The organism is Rhizobium sp. AAP43 (assembly GCF_001296045.1).
Lineage (GTDB): Bacteria > Pseudomonadota > Alphaproteobacteria > Rhizobiales > Rhizobiaceae > Allorhizobium.
Genome location: NZ_LJHS01000019.1, coordinates 17,098 through 34,475 on the forward strand (window position 1 = coordinate 17,098; position 17,378 = coordinate 34,475).

The following is a 17,378-nucleotide window of genomic DNA, read 5'->3' on the forward strand; positions in this document are numbered from 1 at the left end:
GGCTTAGCCTCCGGTTGAATGGCCCGTTTCGGGTCAACCGGGGAGAAATGAGTATGGTGTTTTCATCCCTTGCTGCGCGCTCGGCCCTGGTCGTGCTCGCCATCGTTTCCCTGCAGGGCTGCAGTGGCAGCGACCGCGTACCGCTGCTCGACATCGGAGCCAGTCCCGCCCGAGGCGACGTGCTGATCGGACGGGTCGATCCGCGGCGCGATGGCCGCCAGTTGATCGGTCGTGTCGATGCGCCAACCGCCTATGCGCCAGCACGCGCCAACACGGCTGCGCAGTCCGGCATCGCGGAACTGTCCCCGACCTCCGCCCCAACAACGCAGTTCGAGCAGCCACTGGCGGCAGAGGCCACGGTCATTCCCGACGGTGGCGTCGATATGGATGCAGGGCTCGGTGTCGGGGCAGGGACCTATGCCTCGGCGGATCTTCCGAGCACCCAGCACACCTCCGCGGAACAAAGCCCGACAGGCGATGGGATCGAGCCGCAGATCGTCACGCCCGTGGGCGCCATGGCGATTGCCGAAGGCTCCACCAGCCAGCCGGTCGTTGATGGCATCGGCTTCGACGATCCCGAGCAGATTGCGACGGGACCAATCACCGACGGCAATGCCGCGCCAGCACCGATGCAAGTTGCCTCCGATGGTGCCGGTGAGATCCTGCCGCTGTCGGTCGACAACGGCAACACCGGCATGACGGCAGACGAGTCCGTTGCCCCCGTCGAGCCGGAGGTGGATTGCTCGCTCTACCTCGACAAGCGCAATTGCCCGCGCGGTTGATGCGTTGGTGTACTGATCCGGGACCATTGGGGCTTGCCCTGTTCGGGACTGGGGCATAGATCGGGCGCCACGACTTGTCCATTCGTGGCGCGGCCTATGCGCTGCGACCTCCTCCGGAGCCATGCCATGCCGCCCTTAGCCGACCTCCTGATGTTTGCCGCCCTCCTGATTGTCGCCGGCGGCGTTGCAGGCCTGCTGGCCGGCGTTTTCGGCATTGGCGGCGGCGCAGTACTGGTGCCGGTCTTCTATCAGGTCTTCGGTTATGCCGGCATTCCCGACGAGATCATCATGCATCTCGCCGTCGGCACCTCGACCGCAATCATCGTGCCGACCTCGATCCGCTCCTTCAAGGCGCATCAGGCGCGGGGTGCGGTCGATATGGATCTCCTCAAGGGCTGGCTGATCGCCGTACCGCTTGGCGCAGTGCTGGCGACGGTTGTGGCCGCCTATGTCTCGAGCGAAGGACTGCGGTTGATCTTTGCCGTGATGGCGCTTCTCCTGGCGGCCCGCATGCTTTTTCTCACCAACCGCTTCCACCTCGGCACCGACCTGCCGGGCCAGCCGGCCCGCTTCATCACCGGCTCCGTGATTGGCCTCTTTTCCGGTTTGATGGGTATTGGCGGCGGCGTGTTCAACAACACATTCATGACGCTTTACGGCCGACCGATCCATCAAGCGGTTGCCACCTCGTCCGGCGTTGGCGTGCTGATCTCGATCCCGGCGCTTGTCGGCTTCGTTATCGCCGGCTGGGGTGAAGGCGGCCTGCCGGCGTTTTCAACCGGCTATGTCAACTGGATCGCTTTTGCGCTGATCATCCCGATTGCCATGGTGGTGACGCCCTATGGCGCCAAACTGGCCCATGCATTGAGCAAGAGACAACTGGAAACAGGTTTTGCCGTGTTCCTGCTGTTCGTTTCGGCACGGTTTTTCTGGAGTTTGTTTGGCGGGTGAGAGCCAAAGTTCAAGCTGCAGGTCGAATCACAACGCCGGATATATCAGGTCCGTTGAAACGGACGCGACTAGCCCTTCAATTTGCCAGTCAGGCGCTTCTCGTACCGAGAGAAACACCATAATTTGCGAAGGCTCCGATGGGGCAAACGCCTTGAACAACTTAAGGCTATGCCAAACTTCTGCAATCGGAAGCCCGAAGCTTTTTTGCATCGGAAATCGGGAGCAGGCCGGCACGGTGCGGCAATGTAAGCCTCTCAAGAAGTCCTTTCCGCCAGCCTTTGCAAGCCCTTGCCGACGACTCCAAGACGCGTGCTTATCGGGTACCGCTAACGGCTAGCCCTCATCCTGAGGCGGGAGCGTAAGCAACCCTCGAAGGACGAGGGCGGGTGGTCTGGTCTCGGGCCTTGGTCCTTCGAGGCCCGCTTGCGCGGGCACCTTAGGATGAGGAGTAACGTTGTCTTCATGCCACTTCTCTTTAGGGTAGGCGTTGGGCTCAGGAAAAGACCCCTCCCAAACCCTCCCCACAAGGGGGAGGGCTCAACCCCGCCCTTTGTGGCTCGCGGCTTACACCACGATCCCCGTCCGGTTGCTCGACATGGTGAGCTTGCGCTCTGCGCGCTCCTGCTGAGGCGAGCGGTTGTAGAGTTCGCGGTAACACTTGGAGAAGTGCGAGGCGGAAACAAAGCCGCAGGCGACGGCGACTTCAACAACCGGCATGGACGACTGGACGAGCAGGTGGCGGGCGCGGTCGAGGCGAATTTCGAGATAGTAGCGGGCAGGGGAGCGGCCCATCTCCTGTCGGAACAGTCGCTCGATCTGGCGGCGGGAGAGACCCGCGTCGTCGGCGATCTCAAGGAGCGACAGCGGCTCGGACAGATTGGCTTCCATCAGCTCGATGATCTGCAGCACCTTGGAATTCTGCACGCCGAGGCGCGCGCGGAGCGGAAGCCGCTGGCGGTCATTGGCGGAGCGAACGCGGTCAGTCAGGTGCTGCTCGCAGACACGGTTGACCAGGCCCTCGCCGAAATCCTGGCCGATCAGGTTCAGCATCATGTCGAGCGAGGCAGTGCCGCCGGCACAGGTGTAGAGATTGCCGTCGACTTCGTAGAGGTCGGCATAGACCTCCGCCTGCGGGAAGGTTTCGGAAAAGCCCGGCAGATTCTCCCAGTGGATCGCGCAGCGCTTGCCATTCAACAGGCCGGCCTGCGCCAGCACATGGGCGCCCGTACAGAGGGAACCGACGGCGACATTGCGGTTATAGGCTTCGCGCAGCCAGGCATTGACCGACTTGTTGTTGAACTCCTCGACATAGATGCCGGAACAGACGATCGCCATATTCGGGCGGTTTTCACCCCCGAGGAAGCGGCGTTCGTCGGCCAGCGACGAGTTCACCTCGATGCCGATGCCGGAGGAGGAATAAACCTTCTGGCCATCGACCGAGGCGAGCCGCCATTCGTAAGCCGCATAACCCAGCATGCGGTTGGCGATGCGGAGCGTCTCTATGGCGCCGGCAAAGGGCAGGAGGGTGAAATGCGGAACGAGAAAGAAGACGAGCGATCGCTTCCGGCTCTGCTGCTGTTTGCTTGTGGTCATGCCCAATGTTCCCTTGTTTTTTGTCATGCTCGACTGGAAACGATCGCAGGGATGTTCTCTCCGCGACATTGGCATGAAATCGCGCGGCAGAAAAGTATTCGAGTCCGCTAAAATGCGACATTTTTCGCGGTTTTCGGTTTGCGACGGACCCAAATCCCGGATCGGGACATTCCTAGACAGTTTCTAGGGATATCAGGGCTTACCGTTGTTTTTGCAGATTGTACAACCTCGAGGATGGCCGGCCTGTTTGCGACGCGGGGACACATCCGCGTCGCGCCTGATTACGGAAGCCGGCGCCGATGGCCTGTGTCGCCGGCAGGCCAGCCCAAATCCTTGCGCAGATCGAACGGCATGGCCTGCAGCGCGGCCTGTTCGCGACGAAGACGGCGTGCCGTGCGCATATGGTCGACAGCCCGCGCGATACGGTCGGAGACGAACGAGGAAAGGCGCAAGGGCAGGCCCGCGGCAATATGCGCGATCACTGCCGCAATTTCGGAGCCGCGGCCGGTTCGGACAGATGGTGTTTCGGCATGGAACAGGGTCATGACCTTCATCCTTTCGGGTTTGACGCTGCCTGATGTGGCAGTCATGCTCCGCTCACAACCATCAATCAATCGAATGTTTTTGATGCCATGCATTCGTTTGATTGATGAATCCGCAGGGCACCGATGGTGAGCAAATCGCGCTGCACATGCAGCGGAAAGCGATCAATCTCGTCTATGGCGACGCAGCGGTCGCTGATCAGTTTGCGGCGACGTTCGGCGCTGCGCCAGCGTGCGAAGACCGGCTTGATTGAGAACAAAAGTGACATGGCGGCACCTCCTTCGGTTGGCCTGGTCGGAGTGTCCTGGGGAATTGACATTCAATCAAACGCAATAGTATCGTCCTTAGGATCAATTTTCCTGAAGGTCAGTCGCCATGACACTGATGCTCCGCCAACCCTTGCCTCTGCTCGACAATGATGTTTTGCGGACCTTCGTCGCCATTGCCGATACCGGCAGTTTCACGACGGCAGCCGACCGGGTGTTTCGAACACCCTCGGCGGTCTCGATGCAGATCAAGAAACTCGAAGAGCAACTGAACGTGACACTCTTCCTGCGGGACGCCCGATCGGTGTCGCTGACCGAAGGCGGGGAAGTGTTGCTGCCTTATGCGCGCCGCATGCTGGCACTGTCCAACGAGGCTGTCGGACGCTTTCGCATGCCGGAAATGAAAGGCGTGGTGCGGCTCGGCGCACCCGACGACATCGGCGAACGCTTCATGCCCAGTATTCTCCGGCGCTTTGCCGAACTCTATCCGCTGATCATGGTCGACCTGACGGTTGATACGTCGGGCGCGCTGAGGCGGCGCCTGCAGGAGCAAAGGCTCGATCTGACGCTGGTCAATTGCGCGCCCGGGACGGTAGTGCATGAAGGGGAAGTGATCCATCAGGAACAGCTCGTCTGGGCAGGCGCCAAATGCGGCACCGCCCATCTGCGCGACCCGCTACCGGTGTCGATCTGGGAGGATGGCTGCTGCTGGCGGGCCGATGCGCTGGCGAGGCTCGACAAGGACAAGCGGCCCTACCGCATTGCCTATCTATCGGCGCATACCATGGCGCAGCGGGCAGCCGTCATCGCCGATCTGGCGGTCGCACCGCTTCCGCGCAGCTACCTCACCGACGACATGACGGCGCTGGGGGTCAAGCACGGGCTGCCGGAGCTCGGATCTTTCGAGGTTCGGCTTTTGACCGGCAAGGAGACATCGGAGACGATCCAGGCGGTGGCCGATAGCGTGCGTTATGCCTTCTCCGAAATGATCGGCATGGCTGCGTAAGCGCTTGCGTAATTCGGCAATGAGCGAAATACGCAAGGGACGAAGCGCGATGCGGTTTGAGATGATGACGATCAGGATGTGAATGCCGTGAGTGACGGAACGAAGACCGACCTTCGGCTCGAGGATTTCCCCGGCCGGGCCTATGACAAGCTGCGCTATGGCGACACCGACCGCCAGGGCCATGTGAACAATGCAGTCTTCGCCACCTTCATGGAGACTGGCCGCGTCGAACTGATCTATGCCGAAGACGAACCCTTGCTGGAGCCCGGCTTTTCCTTCGTACTCGCCAAGCTCGATATCGACTACCTCGCCGAAGTGCTCTGGCCCGGCACGGTGGAGATCGGCACGCGGGTGTTGAAGGTCGGGCGCTCGTCGGCGACGATGGAACAGGCAGTGTTCCAGAACGGCATCTGCTGTGCGCTGGCGCTGACAGTCGTCGTGCATTTCGACCAGCAAACACGCAAGTCGCATCCGTTCAGCGAGGACCAGCGGTTCAGGCTCGCGCGATGGATGCAGGCGGTGTGAGGGTGCAGGTGATGGCGGTGCGAGCAGATGTAGCGCCATCGTCGCACAAGGTCCGCTACGGATTGACTGTGAGGGCATCGGCCAGGAAGCCGGTCACGAGATATGCCGTTTCACGGTGAATTTCCTCACGTCTGCGGCTTCCTCCATCCTTGCAGACGATGCCGTCACCGGGCGTTTCTTCCTCGATCAGGGCCACCGCATTCGGCTTGCAGAGTTGCATAAAGCTGAAATGCGTGGCGTCAGAAATCGTCACATAGGTAGAGGATGCCTCGGGCAGATACTCGGCGAGGTAGCCGCTCTCGAGCTGTGCGGGCATATCGCCGATATCGGTTCCGGCGGCGATCACCAAGGCGGGTATGTGGATCGTGGCCAGGCTCTGTGGAGAGAAACCCCGGGCCAGACCGAGATCGAGCGAAACGAAGGCCTTTATGCGCGGATCGACCAAGCTGTGTTGCAGTTGCGGGTCGGCAAGGCCGAGTTCCATTGCAAGCGCGCAAGCCCGAGGTCTCGTCTTCGCCTGACAATCCTGTACAATCCGTGCGTTCTCAAACCGTGCACCCGCCAAGGCGGCCACGGTCCATCCACCCAGCGAATGTCCGATGGCGGCGATCCGTTGCGGGTCGACCGTGATCGCCGTGTCGGACAATAGCGCGTCGATCACTCGACTGAGATCTTGGGGGCGCTCCCATAGCTTGGCGGCCTGAGCCGCATCCTTGTTGAAAGTCGTCGTTCCCGGATGATCGGGCGCGGCCACGACATAGCCGCGCTCGACAAGGGCGCTCGCCAGCCAGCTCAGATTGCGCCAACTGCCGCCATAACCATGCGAAAAGACCAAAAGCGGATGTTCACCGCGCGACGGACGCGCGTTTTGGATCGCGAGAACCCCGTGGAAAGCGGGATTCTCCCCTTTCACTTCCACAGGGGACCCTTCATCGCTCGGGTACCAGATCACGGCATGGAGCGGGCGGGCGTCGTCTTGGTTGATCTCGACGTCACGAAAGCCGATCTGGTCGGCGGCGGCGAATGTGGCGATCGGCAGCCAGGCCAGGATCGTCAAGAGAATAGTCTTTAACATCGACAACTCCTCGGGCAAATGCGCTGAGCACCGACATGCATCCGAAACATGCCGTCGGAGACCTCGAACGCGATCGAGGACGGAAAAAATGGGCTTAGACTAGCCCCTAGGTGCCAAGGAGGTGGCCGCTATCGCCGAGCGCAATCACGGCGCGGCTTTTCCAGAACGCATGTTCCCCGAGATGGGTGATACTGCCTGACGAGACCGGTAAGTTCACCTTTCCGAGGCTTTCGATCGGCATGCCGATCCACCAGGCGATGACGAAGGTGAGCGCGAAGCCGTGGGTGACGATGATGTGGCAGCTGGCGGGATTGGCAAGGATCTCATCCATGGCGCGATAGATGCGGGTTGCCACCATGCGACGGCTTTCGGCGCCTTCGATGCCGCCAGTGTCATCAAGACCAGCCTCGTCCGGCACGGGCAGGCGACGGGCGTCGAGCCAGGCTTGCGGTCGGCCTTCGGCGACGCCGTAACTCATTTCCCGCAAGTCGGGCGTTCGGCGCGGTATAAGAGACAGTCTGTGACCGATGATCTCGGCGGCTTCACTGCAGCGCAGGAGGTCCGAAGAGAACAGGCTCGCAGACTGGTCGGCGCAAAGGGCGGCGAGGCGGGTCGCGATCACTGCCGCCTGGCGGCGGCCAAGGTCGGTCAGTGCGCTATCGTACCAGCCACCGACCTTGCCTTCGACATGGTGAACCGATTGCGGATGAGTGACGACATAAAGGGTCTTCATACGGGGCCTCGCAATCGCTGCGGGCCCCGCATAGGGAGGCGCGCTCAGCCCTGTTTTTCGTAGAGCAACTGGCTCTCCGTCAAGACCTCGTCGAGCCGGCGCCCGCCTTGAAAATGGGCGAGGTGATCGGGATAAGCGACACCATCCGGCACCTTGGAGCAGATTTCGGGCGCACGAAGTCGTGTCTCGACCGGGATGACGCCAGCCCAGACGCGAGCGTCGATATCGGCGGGATCGTCTGAGACGCCGCCGGTGCGGACCTTGGCTGAGGCCTCCTCGATGCGCATACCAATGACCATCGTGCCCTTGGCTTCCTGTGGGTCGGTTTCACGCAGTGTTTCCGTGCGGCCGGGATAGAAGCGGTCAACGACGGCTTTCAGTGCTTCCGCCTTTTCTTCCGGATCATCGATGATGTGGGCTGTGCCGAAGCACATGGCAGATCGGTAGTTGGCGGAGTGGTGAAAACCGGAACGGGCGAGCACGAGGCCATCGAGAAGAGCGACGGTGAGGCAGACGGCAATACCTGCCTTCTGGGTCTTCAACATGCGGCTCGCAGATGAACCATGCCAATACAGCCAATCGCCCTCGCGCCAGTGGATGGTTGGCGTGCAATAAGGTTGACCATCGATCACATAGGCGACGTGACAAAGGAGGGCCGCGTCGAGGACAGAATAAACCGCTTCGCGATCATAGGCCGCGCGTTCATGCAGGCGTTTTGCCCGGTTGCGCGGGGTGACGGGAAAGGTTTCTGCGGCTGGTCTCTCGTTCATGCTTGTCTCCTTGGTCCAATGCGGTAAGGCATAGGCGACGCAATTGGTCTGAAGAAGATCCACCATGGCAAAGAAACTGCGAACCAATTCCGACTGGTCGGCCGCGACCCCGATGCTGCCAGCAGCTGGGCCAAGGCGACTGGCACTGTATCGATCGTTGCGAGGGTTGATCGAAGGCGGTCAACTGGCGCCCGGCGATAAGCTGCCGACGACGCGGGATATCGCCAGCCGTTTTTCCATCTCCCGCGGCGCCGCGGTGGCCGCCTATGACATGCTTGTGGCTGACGGCTTTGCCGAAGCACGGGTTGGCGCAGGGACCTTTGTGGCAATGAACGTGCCGCAGGTGATGCTCCATGGCGGGAATACCGCGGCCCATCCGGTCGCTGGCGAATCGGCCTCTGAACGCATCGTGCCCAGGCAGGACGAGCCCCCTTTACCGGGTACGCTCGGCTGCTCGACAGCCGATGCGGCAACGCTACGGGTCTTTCGCATGCTGATGAACCGGCATCTGACCAATCCGTCCGCCCGACACTTTCAATACAACGATCCGGCAGGGAGCCATGCACTGCGGGTCGAGGTTGCCCGCTACCTGCAGGCAGCCCGCGGTGTGGTTTGCACGCCAGACCAGGTCATCATGACGGCTGGCACGCAGCAGGCACTCGACCTCACCGTGCGCGCACTTCTGACGCCGGGGGATCAGGTCTGGATCGAGGATCCCTGTTATGCGGCGGCCCGCGAACTTTTTGTCGCGTCAGGTCTGCAGGTGGTGCCAGTTCCGGTGGATCGCGAAGGCATCGTTGTCGATGCGGGGCGCGGCCTGGCGTCGAGGGCCAGCGCCGTTTACGTGACGCCATCGCATCAATACCCGCTCGGCGTCACGCTCTCCATGACCCGGCGGCTGGCCTTGATCAATTGGGCGCGTGAGGCCGGCGCCTATATCATCGAAGATGACTATGACAGCGAGTTCCGCTTTGCCGGACCGCCACTGAGTGCCCTTCAGGGCATTGATGATGCAGGAAGGGTGATCTATGTCGGCACCTTCTCGAAAACGCTGCTGCCTGGTTTCCGCTTTGGATATCTCGTGGTGCCGGAGGCACTGCGTGCGCGGGCGCTGACCATACGCCGCCTGGCCGATCGCTTTCCCTCGACGCTCGCCGAGGATGCGCTCACCGAATTCCTGCGTGACGGGCATTTCTCGGCGCATGTGAAACGGGCGCGGCGACGGGTGAGGGCGGCTCGCGACGCGCTTGTGGAAGCGTTGTCCAGTAGCCGGCTAATGGTGACCTCGCCGGAGCAGGGGCTGCATCTCCTCGCGGAACTCCCTGATGATGCCGACGATGTCGCACTGGCAAGACAGGCAATGGACTGCGGTTTCGGCACCAAGGCCCTGTCGCCACTCTATGCGGCAGGGACAAGGCGGCGCGGACTGGTGATCGGCTTTGCCGGCTTTGCCCCCGACGCGCTGTCGGAGGCTGCCCGGCGCTTCGTCCAAACGCTCTGATCCGGGCGCTCCGGCTAAGGCTCAGGCGGCCTGGCGCCGGACGGAGGTGATGACGCCGTGCGAATCGCGGATCGTCTTGCGGCGGTTCAATTTGAAGAGATCCACGAGCGTCTTCATCTTTCCCGAGCCGCGCGCCATGACGCTGGCCGCATTTCCAATGCTGCTGACAAGCGCAGCATTGGCCTGGGTGGCCTGGTCGAGCTGATTGACAGCGGAACTGATCTCGCCAAGGCTGGTGGCCTGCTCGGTGGCTCCGACAGAGATCGCGTCAATGCTGCGGTTGATCGTTTTGACGAATGCATCGATGCGCGCCAATGCATCGCCGGTTTCGGTCACGAATTTCACGCCCTGACCCACTTCGATCGAGGAATTGTTGATCAGGGCCGCGATTTCCTTTGCGGCCTTGGAGGACCGTTGAGCCAGTTCGCGCACTTCCTGGGCAACCACCGCAAATCCCTTGCCGGCTTCACCGGCGCGGGCAGCCTCGACACCGGCATTGAGGGCGAGAAGGTTGGTCTGAAAGGCAATCTGGTCGATGACGTCGATGATCTTGGAAATCTCACCCGATGCCTGTTCGATCCGGCCGATGGCTTCGATCGCAGACTGCACGACACGAACGCTATCGCCGGTCGCCGTCTGCGCTTCCCGAGAAACTTCGCGGGCCTGAGTGGCCTGGCGCGAGGCCTCTTTCACGGTTGCGGTGATTTGCTCAAGAGCGGCGGATGCCTCCTCGAGCGCGGCAGCCTGGCTTTCGGTACGGTTGCCGAGCGACAGGGAGTCGGCCTCGAGCCGATGACTGTGCTCGCTCATTTCGCCCGTCTCGCCAAGCACCTTTTCCAGTGTTTGCTGGAACTGGCTGATCGCGGTGTTGAAGTCGTTGCGCAGGCCTTCGAATTCCGGGATGAAGGGCTCGTCCAGGGTGATGCGGATATTGCATTCGGCCAGCCGATTGAGGCCCGCGGCGATCTCGTCGACCGCCCGGACACGACCGGTCACATCGGTCGCATATTTGACCACTCGTATGACACGGCCTTCATGATCGAAGATCGGGTTGTAGGACGCCTGGATGTAGACCGATTTGCCCTCCTTGCCGAAGCGCTGGAATTCGCCAGCGGCAAACTTGCCCGACCGCAGCATCTCCCAGAAGGCGTGATAGTCGGCCGAGGCCGCATAGGTCTTGTCACAGAATATCTGGTGGTGGCGGCCCACGATTTCGCTGAGCTCGTAGCCAACCGTATCAAGGAAATTCTGATTGGCGGAGAGGATCTTGCCGCTCGGATCGAACTCGATCACCGCCTGCGAACGGCCAATGGCTTCGAGCTTGCCGGTATTGAGCATCTGCTCCGTCATCTGCGCGGTGATATCGACCGCAACCTTGACGACGCGCACGACCTTCTCGCCCCGCTTGATCGGCATGTAAGAGGCCTCGATCCAGATTTCTCGATTACCCTTGGCAATGCGCTTGTACCGGCGGCTCTCGGTTTCGCCCTTGCTCAGATCCAGCCAGAAGTTCCGATATTCTGCCGAACCGGCATAGGTCGGATCAACGAACATCGAATGGTGTCGACCGACGATTTCCGACAGTTCGTAACCGATGGCGGCGCAGAAATTTGCATTGGCATCCAGGATCTTGCCTTGCGGATCGAAGTGGATCATGGCCTGCGCCCGGCTCAAGGCCTCGACCACTGCGCTGTCCTGCGATGCAAATATGGAAAAGCCGTTCACGGTCCTGAAACTCCCTAGGGTTGTGGGTCTCAAGATAGGCGGGATGCCATTGTGGCGAAGTTAATCAGGCCAGGTCGCTATAATTGATAAATAACATTTTTTGACGGCGGGATGCCCAAAGGCTGATTGTCGGATGATCTTGCCTGTCGCGTTCGCTCGTTTTGCGTTCAAAGGGCGGCATTTGCGCCCGCCAGCCAGATGGTGATGAACTGGCGCAGCATGTTTGACGATTCCGCGTGATCCGGGACCCATCCCGAAAGTCGATAGACGATCACTTCGTGGAACAGCGCCTGCAATCCCCGACTGAGAAGGAGACTGCGCTCTGCCGTGCAGTGGGGCAGGCGATCTGCAATCACGGCTGCGACCAATCTTTCCAGTTCCTGACACACACCGACAAACCGCTCGGTCCAGGGACCGCCGGACAGGCCGGACTGGCTGAGATAGAGCCGCGCGAAGGCCGTATCCTCGCCGAAATAGGCAAGCCATGGCTCAAAGACGTGGAACAACTGGGCGGCGAGGGGGGCGTCATGATCGTGCCCGCAGAGGCTGCGGCTTTCAACGAGAAGTTCCTCGATCCGAGCAATGCCAAGGGCAGCCAAGAGATTGGTCTTGTCGCCAAAATGGGCGAAAATGCTCGCCTTGGCCACGCCGGCCCGTGCCGCGACCTGCTCGATGCTGGTGTCGTCGAAGCCAGCGGTTAAGAACAGCGCGCGTGCGGCCTCCAGGATCTGCTCTCGGGTCTGGCGGCTGCGTTCCTGGCGGAGCTTCATGAGTGAATCCTTCTTTGTCGCTTTGGACGACGAATATATTGACCGCGGTCAAATTTTGCGCATATTTTGACCGCGGTCAGATAATTGGAGGTCAGCATGCCGTTCCTGTCAAGCAGTGCTCAGCCGTCATGCCTCCTGGTGTTGAACGGAAATCCCGGTCGAGACACTCTCTGCGCCGCCATGGCGGAAAAGATCGCCGCTGTCGCACAGGATCGCGGACAGACGGTGCGGCTGGTGCATCTCGCGGATCTGACCTTCGATGCCAATCTGCAGGAAGGATATCGCGTCCGCATGGACTGGGAGCCGGACCTTCGGGCTCTGGCCGAAAGCGTCACATGGTGTGATCGGCTGGTCATCGTGCATCCACTCTGGTGGGGCTCAGCCCCCGGACGACTAAAAGGCCTGTTCGACCGGCTGCTGATGCCGGGCTTCGGCTTCCAGTATATCGAGGGCAAGGCGCTGCCAAAACCCTTGCTGAAGGGCCGCAAGGCCCGCGTGGTAATCACCTCCGACACGCCCACCTTCTTTCTAAAGTGGTTTTACGGCAATGGCTGGGTAAAGGTGCTCAGGCGGCAGATCCTGGCCTTTTGTGGCTTCTCAGATCTGAAGGTGATGTATTGCGCGCCTGTTCGAGGCGCCCCGCCGGACCGCATCGCTGGCTATATCGCACAAGCGTCGAAGATCCTGGATTGAATTTCTCAATCCCGGCTTCGCCGGCGCCTCCGCCCGCCGCCGTCACCATCCCCCTCCGCCAACACCTTCCGCTCCGGCAGCGTCACGACACTCGCCAGCTTCGGGAAGGGGTCGACCTTGTTGGGCAGGGCCATGGCGTCGATGAAGAGCTGCTGGAAATGCGGCTCCAATGCGGTTTCGATCTTTTCGATGCGGGTGACCGTGTCCTCGATTTCGCGCCGGTGGTCGCGGTTGAGAAGGGCCATCAGGGCGCCGGTGCCGGCGGCGTTGCCGACGGCCTTGACCTCCGAGAGTTCGCAGTCGGGGATGAGACCAAGCACCATCGCGTATTTCGGATCGATGAAGGAGCCGAAGGCGCCGGCGAAGCGGATGGTGTCGACGGTTTCGACTTCGAGCTTTTCCATCAGCAGCTTGATGCCGGCGTAAAGAGCGGCCTTGGCGAGCTGGATGGCGCGCACATCGTTCTGCGTCACCGTGATCTTCTGGGCGCCGTCATGCAGCAGGTAGGAGAAGGTACGGCCGTTTTCGAGGATGCGCGGGCTTTTCGCCGCCATGCCGCCATCGACCACGCCATCCGTCGAGATGACGCCGGAGAGATACATTTCGGCGACGACCTCGATGATGGCCGAGCCGCAGATACCGGTGATTCCGGTTTTTTCAGCCGCCTCGGCAAAGCCTTCCTCATCCGACCACTGCTCGACGCCGATAACCTTGAAGCGGGGTTCGAGGGTTTGAGGGTCGATGCGGACGCGTTCGATGGCGCCGGGGGCGGCGCGCTGGCCGCAGGAGATTTCAGCGCCTTCGAAGGCCGGACCGGTCGGGGAGGAGGCGGCCACGGTCCGCTCCCGATTACCAAGCACGATCTCGGCATTGGTGCCGACATCGACCAGCAGCATCATTTTGTCCTGGCGGTGCGGGCCTTCCGACAGCGTGGCGCCGGCGGCATCCGCCCCGACATGGCCGGCGATGCAGGGGAGCAGATAGGTGCGCGCACCGGGATTGAGCGACAGCTCGATGTCAGAGGCCTTGCAGGCGACGGCGCCGGAGACGGCGAGCGCAAAGGGCGCCTGGCCAAGCTCGGTCGGGTCGATGCCGAGGAAGAGGTGATGCATGATCGGGTTGGCGACGAAGACCGCATCGAGAATGTCGGTTCTGGCGACGCCGCCGGAGGCGCAGACCTGATCGACGAGATCAGAGACGGCCTGGCGGACGGCTTTGGTCATGGCTTCGCGGCCATCGGGGTTCATCATCACATAGGAGACGCGGCTCATCAGATCCTCGCCGAAGCGGATCTGCGGGTTGGACGCGCCGGAGGAGGCGACGATGCGGCCCGAGAGCAGCGAGACGAGATGCATTGCGATGGTCGTCGAGCCGATGTCGCAGGCGATACCATAGGCCTCGTTATGCAGGCCGGGCCAGAGGGCAATCACCGTCGGGCGCGAGGTTTCGCTGTCGCGGTGGATCGCGGCAGTGACGGTAAAGCTTTCCTTGCGCAGGATTTTTTGCGCGAGCGGCAGGAGATAGGGTTCGATCTGGAGATCGGCATAACCCCAGTCCTTTTCCAGCATGACCTTCATGCGGTCGAGATCGCCGAGCGGCTTGTGCATGTCGGGTTCGTCGACTTCGACATAACAGAGATGGACGGCGGGGTTGCGCTCTATGACGCGGTCTGAAGCCGCCTTGCGCACGACCTGGGCATTGACCACGGTATCCTGCGGCACATCGACGACGAGGTCGCCCTGGATGGTCGCCGAACAGGAGAGGCGGCGTCCTTCGGGCAGGCCGCGGACACGGTCGTAGCGCTCTTCCTTCGGGCCGACAGGCGAAATGTGGTCGTTGGACGAGGTGATGCCGTGTTTGGCGAACTGGCCTTCCTGGACCTCGATCTGGCAGCGCCCGCAAGTGGCGCGGCCGCCGCAAACGCTCTCGACATAGACCCCGAGCGTGCGGGCCGCCTCCAGCACGGACGTACCGACGGGGAAATGGCCACGCTTGCCGGAGGGCATGAAGAGGACGAGGGGATCGGTGGTATCGGTCATCAGGGTCTTTCGGTTTCGAGGGACGTCTCCCTCATTTGCGTTACGAGGCGGTTTTACCCCTCTCTGTCACTGCGTGACATCTCCCCCACAAGGGGGAGCGTGGTTTCCTCCTCTTCTCCCCAGCGGGGAGAAGATGCCCGAAGGGCAGATGAGGGGGCTGCTCGTCGAGACGGTGGTTCGCCGCAATTATGGCTTCGCCCATCATCCGGCGCGCTGCGCCACCTTCTCCCGCAGGAAAGAAGAGGGCCGGCCGGCGTCTCGCCCACCTCGGGCAAGTTACTCCGTTGCAGCGCCCGAACCGGCTCGCGCCGCACGGCCACCGCGACGGCCGGAGGCGGCCGCCGGGGCGGTGGTGGATGCGGGGGCGCCGGCCTCGGCGGGCTTGTGATCGCGGTAGGTCATGATCCAGTTGCCGCAGTTCGGGTCAGTGCCGTTCAGGACGTTGGCGGCACGCACGGCTTCCATTTCCTGCGGGCGGCAGGGGTTCATGATGGCCGACGTCATGCCCGCACCAATGACCATCGGGATGAAGCCGGCATTGATGCCGTGGCGGTGCGGCAGGCCGAAGGAGATGTTGGAGAGGCCGCAGGTGGTGTTGACCTTCAGCTCGTTGCGCAGGCGGTAAAGCAGCTGGAAGACCTGGCGGCCTGCATCACCCAACGCACCAATCGGCATGACCAGTGGATCGACAACGATGTCATGCGGCTTGATGCCGTAATCCATGGCGCGCTCGACGATTTTCTTGGCGACGGCAAAACGCACGTCCGGGTCCATGGAGATGCCGGTCTCGTCATTGGAGATGGCAACGACCGGCACGTCATACTTTGCGCAGAGCGGCAGGATGGCTTCGAGTTTCTCTTCCTCGCCGGTGACGGAATTGACCAGCGGCCGACCCTTGGCGACCTTCAGCGCTGCCTCGATGGCGGCGGTGACGGATGAGTCGATCGACAGCGGCACGTCGACCAGCCCCTGGACGATCTCCATGGTCTTGACCAAGAGGCCCGGCTCGGTCTCGTTCGGGTTCACGGAGGTGACACCGGCATTGACGTCGAGCATGGTGGCCCCAGCGGCGACCTGTTCCAGCGCATCCTTGATAACCGTGTCGAAGTTGCCCTCGATCATTTCGGCGGCCAGCTTCTTGCGACCAGTCGGATTGATGCGCTCGCCGATGACGCAGAAGGGCTGGTCGAAACCGATGATGATTTCCTTTGTGGCGGATGCGACGATGGTGCGTGTCATTTCAGTCCTCCGGTCGGTGCCGGCTGTTGCGCGGCGATAAAGGGATGTGCCGGCATGTGCCGGGAGAAATCAATGCGGTTGCGGATGGGCAGCGCGGCCGGCGAGTTCCTGCTGATCCTGGACCGGGTCCGTACCGATCTCGTGCATCCGCTTGGCTGCGATGTCATCGGCGCGAGCATGCTCGCGCTTCCATGGCTGACGGCCTTTCAGCACGCCCGATTCGTGTACGATCTCGGCGACATACTCCTCCTGCCGGTAGGCCATCACATGCACGCCGGAGACGCCTTCGATCTCCTTGACCTCGTTGATGATGTCGATGCAGAGCTGCTTGCCTTCCTTCTTCTGGTCGGCGGCACCTTCGAGGCGGGCAATGACGTGATCGGGAATGTGGATGCCGGGCACGTTGGAGCGGATCCACTTCGCGGTCTTGGCCGAAGCGAGCGGCCCGACACCGGCAAGGATGAAGCATTTCTCGTGGAAGCCGAGGTCGCGGACCTTCTTCATGTATTCGCGGAACATCGGAACGTCGAAGCAATACTGGCTCTGGACGAACTGGGCGCCGGCCTCGATCTTTTTCCCGAGACGATAGGGGCGGAAATCATAGGGTGGCGCAAAAGGATTGATCGCGGCGCCGAGAAAGACCTTGGGCGGTGTGCTGAGCTTGCGGCCAGACAGAAATTTCGCCTCATCACGCATGGTGCGCACGGTCTCAAGCAGAGACATGCAATCAAGATCGAAGACCGGTTTCGCACCCGGCTGATCACCGGCCTGCACACCGTCACCTGTGAGGCACATGATGTTCTGGACGCCCATGGCGGCAGCCCCCAGGACGTCCCCCTGAATGGCGATGCGGTTCTTGTCGCGGCAGGCGATCTGCATGATCGGCGCATAGCCCATGCGGGTCAGCAGCGCGCAGATGCCAACGGACGACATGTGGCAATTGGCACCGGATGCATCGACCGCGTTGATGCCGTCGACCCATCCGTCGAAAACCTTGGCGCGCTCGTAGACGTCTTCAGGATCGGCGCTGTCAGGTGGGTTGAGTTCGGCGGTGACGGCGAATTCGCCGCGACGCAACACGCGTTCCAGGCGGCCGAGTGAGGAATGGCCGGGCAGGGGATCAAGCGGCAGATGGGCGCCAAGCGGATTTTCATCGATATGGGCCAT

The 17,378-nt window shown here is 61.8% G+C and carries 17 protein-coding genes; 6 read left to right on the forward strand and 11 right to left on the reverse strand.

Features of this window, described 5'->3' with window-relative positions:
* Window positions 1-53: 53 nt before the first annotated feature.
* Together IP76_RS12420 and IP76_RS12425 are read left to right on the forward strand one after the other, a co-directional pair.
* The gene (locus tag IP76_RS12420; RefSeq protein ID WP_054158543.1) at window positions 54-782 is read left to right on the forward strand and encodes a hypothetical protein; all 729 of its coding nucleotides are present in this window, start codon (window positions 54-56) and stop codon (window positions 780-782) included.
* Window positions 783-908: 126 nt separating this feature from the next.
* A complete protein-coding gene (locus IP76_RS12425) occupies window positions 909-1,733 on the forward strand; it encodes a sulfite exporter TauE/SafE family protein (RefSeq protein WP_054158544.1) in 825 nt (274 codons plus the stop codon).
* Window positions 1,734-2,297: 564 nt separating this feature from the next.
* On the opposite strand, the gene IP76_RS12430 is transcribed toward IP76_RS12425, so the two are convergent.
* The 3 genes from IP76_RS12430 to IP76_RS12440 form a co-directional block, all read right to left on the reverse strand.
* Window positions 2,298-3,326: a GlxA family transcriptional regulator gene (locus IP76_RS12430; RefSeq protein WP_054158724.1), complete on the reverse strand. Its 1,029-nt coding sequence runs from the start codon at window positions 3,324-3,326 to the stop codon at window positions 2,298-2,300.
* A 281-nt stretch (window positions 3,327-3,607) separates the two neighbouring features.
* Window positions 3,608-3,916 carry a hypothetical protein gene (locus tag IP76_RS12435; protein WP_156318559.1) on the reverse strand — a complete coding sequence of 103 codons (309 nt, stop codon included), beginning with the start codon at window positions 3,914-3,916 and terminating at the stop codon, window positions 3,608-3,610.
* A gap of 20 nt (window positions 3,917-3,936) precedes the next feature.
* Window positions 3,937-4,137 carry a hypothetical protein gene (locus IP76_RS12440; protein WP_054158546.1) on the reverse strand — a complete coding sequence of 67 codons (201 nt, stop codon included), beginning with the start codon at window positions 4,135-4,137 and terminating at the stop codon, window positions 3,937-3,939.
* 107 nt (window positions 4,138-4,244) lie between these two features.
* Here IP76_RS12440 and IP76_RS12445 point away from each other — a divergent pair, with 107 nt between their 5' ends.
* Window positions 4,245-5,141: a LysR family transcriptional regulator gene (locus tag IP76_RS12445; RefSeq protein WP_054158547.1), complete on the forward strand. Its 897-nt coding sequence runs from the start codon at window positions 4,245-4,247 to the stop codon at window positions 5,139-5,141.
* A gap of 87 nt (window positions 5,142-5,228) precedes the next feature.
* The gene (locus tag IP76_RS12450; protein ID WP_054158725.1) at window positions 5,229-5,666 is read left to right on the forward strand and encodes a thioesterase family protein; all 438 of its coding nucleotides are present in this window, start codon (window positions 5,229-5,231) and stop codon (window positions 5,664-5,666) included.
* 55 nt (window positions 5,667-5,721) lie between these two features.
* Here IP76_RS12450 and IP76_RS12455 read toward each other — a convergent pair whose 3' ends face one another.
* The 3 genes from IP76_RS12455 to IP76_RS12465 form a co-directional block, all read right to left on the reverse strand.
* Entirely contained in the window at window positions 5,722-6,723 is a 1,002-nt protein-coding gene (locus tag IP76_RS12455; protein ID WP_245281454.1) for an alpha/beta fold hydrolase, read from the reverse strand.
* Between the two features lie 124 nt (window positions 6,724-6,847).
* The gene (locus tag IP76_RS12460; RefSeq protein ID WP_054158549.1) at window positions 6,848-7,474 is read right to left on the reverse strand and encodes a histidine phosphatase family protein; all 627 of its coding nucleotides are present in this window, start codon (window positions 7,472-7,474) and stop codon (window positions 6,848-6,850) included.
* A gap of 44 nt (window positions 7,475-7,518) precedes the next feature.
* Window positions 7,519-8,244: a pyridoxamine 5'-phosphate oxidase family protein gene (locus IP76_RS12465; protein WP_054158726.1), complete on the reverse strand. Its 726-nt coding sequence runs from the start codon at window positions 8,242-8,244 to the stop codon at window positions 7,519-7,521.
* Between the two features lie 64 nt (window positions 8,245-8,308).
* On the opposite strand from IP76_RS12465, the gene IP76_RS12470 reads away from it, so the two are divergent.
* Complete coding sequence (locus IP76_RS12470; protein WP_054158550.1) at window positions 8,309-9,745, forward strand: PLP-dependent aminotransferase family protein; 1,437 nt, start codon at window positions 8,309-8,311, stop codon at window positions 9,743-9,745.
* A gap of 21 nt (window positions 9,746-9,766) precedes the next feature.
* Here IP76_RS12470 and IP76_RS12475 read toward each other — a convergent pair whose 3' ends face one another.
* Window positions 9,767-11,470, reverse strand: coding sequence for a PAS domain-containing methyl-accepting chemotaxis protein (locus IP76_RS12475; RefSeq protein WP_054158551.1), 1,704 nt, complete (start codon window positions 11,468-11,470; stop codon window positions 9,767-9,769).
* A 167-nt stretch (window positions 11,471-11,637) separates the two neighbouring features.
* On the reverse strand, window positions 11,638-12,240 hold the full coding sequence (locus tag IP76_RS12480) for a TetR/AcrR family transcriptional regulator (protein ID WP_054158552.1): 603 nt from the start codon (window positions 12,238-12,240) through the stop codon (window positions 11,638-11,640).
* 96 nt (window positions 12,241-12,336) lie between these two features.
* Here IP76_RS12480 and IP76_RS12485 point away from each other — a divergent pair, with 96 nt between their 5' ends.
* Entirely contained in the window at window positions 12,337-12,933 is a 597-nt protein-coding gene (locus IP76_RS12485) for an NAD(P)H-dependent oxidoreductase (protein WP_054158553.1), read from the forward strand.
* A gap of 5 nt (window positions 12,934-12,938) precedes the next feature.
* Here the strand turns inward: IP76_RS12485 and IP76_RS12490 are convergent, their stop codons facing one another.
* From IP76_RS12490 to IP76_RS12500, 3 genes are all read right to left on the reverse strand, one after another.
* Window positions 12,939-14,972: an ASKHA domain-containing protein gene (locus IP76_RS12490; RefSeq protein ID WP_054158554.1), complete on the reverse strand. Its 2,034-nt coding sequence runs from the start codon at window positions 14,970-14,972 to the stop codon at window positions 12,939-12,941.
* Window positions 14,973-15,248: 276 nt separating this feature from the next.
* Complete coding sequence (locus tag IP76_RS12495) at window positions 15,249-16,211, reverse strand: methyltetrahydrofolate cobalamin methyltransferase (RefSeq protein ID WP_054158555.1); 963 nt, start codon at window positions 16,209-16,211, stop codon at window positions 15,249-15,251.
* A 69-nt stretch (window positions 16,212-16,280) separates the two neighbouring features.
* Window positions 16,281-17,378 (reverse strand): methylenetetrahydrofolate reductase, encoded by a 1,098-nt coding sequence (locus tag IP76_RS12500; protein ID WP_054158556.1) that lies wholly within the window; start codon window positions 17,376-17,378, stop codon window positions 16,281-16,283.

Bases quoted from the DNA above. Each gene is read 5' to 3' on its own strand.
- IP76_RS12420 (WP_054158543.1), top strand. From the start codon at position 54: ATGGTGTTTTCATCCCTTGCTGCGCGCTCGGCCCTGGTCGTGCTCGCC.
- IP76_RS12440 (WP_054158546.1), bottom strand. From the start codon at position 4,137: ATGTCACTTTTGTTCTCAATCAAGCCGGTCTTCGCACGCTGGCGCAGC.
- IP76_RS12480 (WP_054158552.1), bottom strand. From the start codon at position 12,240: ATGAAGCTCCGCCAGGAACGCAGCCGCCAGACCCGAGAGCAGATCCTG.
- IP76_RS12435 (WP_156318559.1), bottom strand. From the start codon at position 3,916: ATGACTGCCACATCAGGCAGCGTCAAACCCGAAAGGATGAAGGTCATG.
- IP76_RS12430 (WP_054158724.1), bottom strand. From the start codon at position 3,326: ATGACCACAAGCAAACAGCAGCAGAGCCGGAAGCGATCGCTCGTCTTC.
- IP76_RS12465 (WP_054158726.1), bottom strand. From the start codon at position 8,244: ATGAACGAGAGACCAGCCGCAGAAACCTTTCCCGTCACCCCGCGCAAC.
- IP76_RS12495 (WP_054158555.1), bottom strand. From the start codon at position 16,211: ATGACACGCACCATCGTCGCATCCGCCACAAAGGAAATCATCATCGGT.
- IP76_RS12445 (WP_054158547.1), top strand. From the start codon at position 4,245: ATGACACTGATGCTCCGCCAACCCTTGCCTCTGCTCGACAATGATGTT.
- IP76_RS12490 (WP_054158554.1), bottom strand. From the start codon at position 14,972: ATGACCGATACCACCGATCCCCTCGTCCTCTTCATGCCCTCCGGCAAG.
- IP76_RS12470 (WP_054158550.1), top strand. From the start codon at position 8,309: ATGGCAAAGAAACTGCGAACCAATTCCGACTGGTCGGCCGCGACCCCG.
- IP76_RS12425 (WP_054158544.1), top strand. From the start codon at position 909: ATGCCGCCCTTAGCCGACCTCCTGATGTTTGCCGCCCTCCTGATTGTC.
- IP76_RS12500 (WP_054158556.1), bottom strand. From the start codon at position 17,378: ATGGCCCATATCGATGAAAATCCGCTTGGCGCCCATCTGCCGCTTGAT.
- IP76_RS12485 (WP_054158553.1), top strand. From the start codon at position 12,337: ATGCCGTTCCTGTCAAGCAGTGCTCAGCCGTCATGCCTCCTGGTGTTG.
- IP76_RS12460 (WP_054158549.1), bottom strand. From the start codon at position 7,474: ATGAAGACCCTTTATGTCGTCACTCATCCGCAATCGGTTCACCATGTC.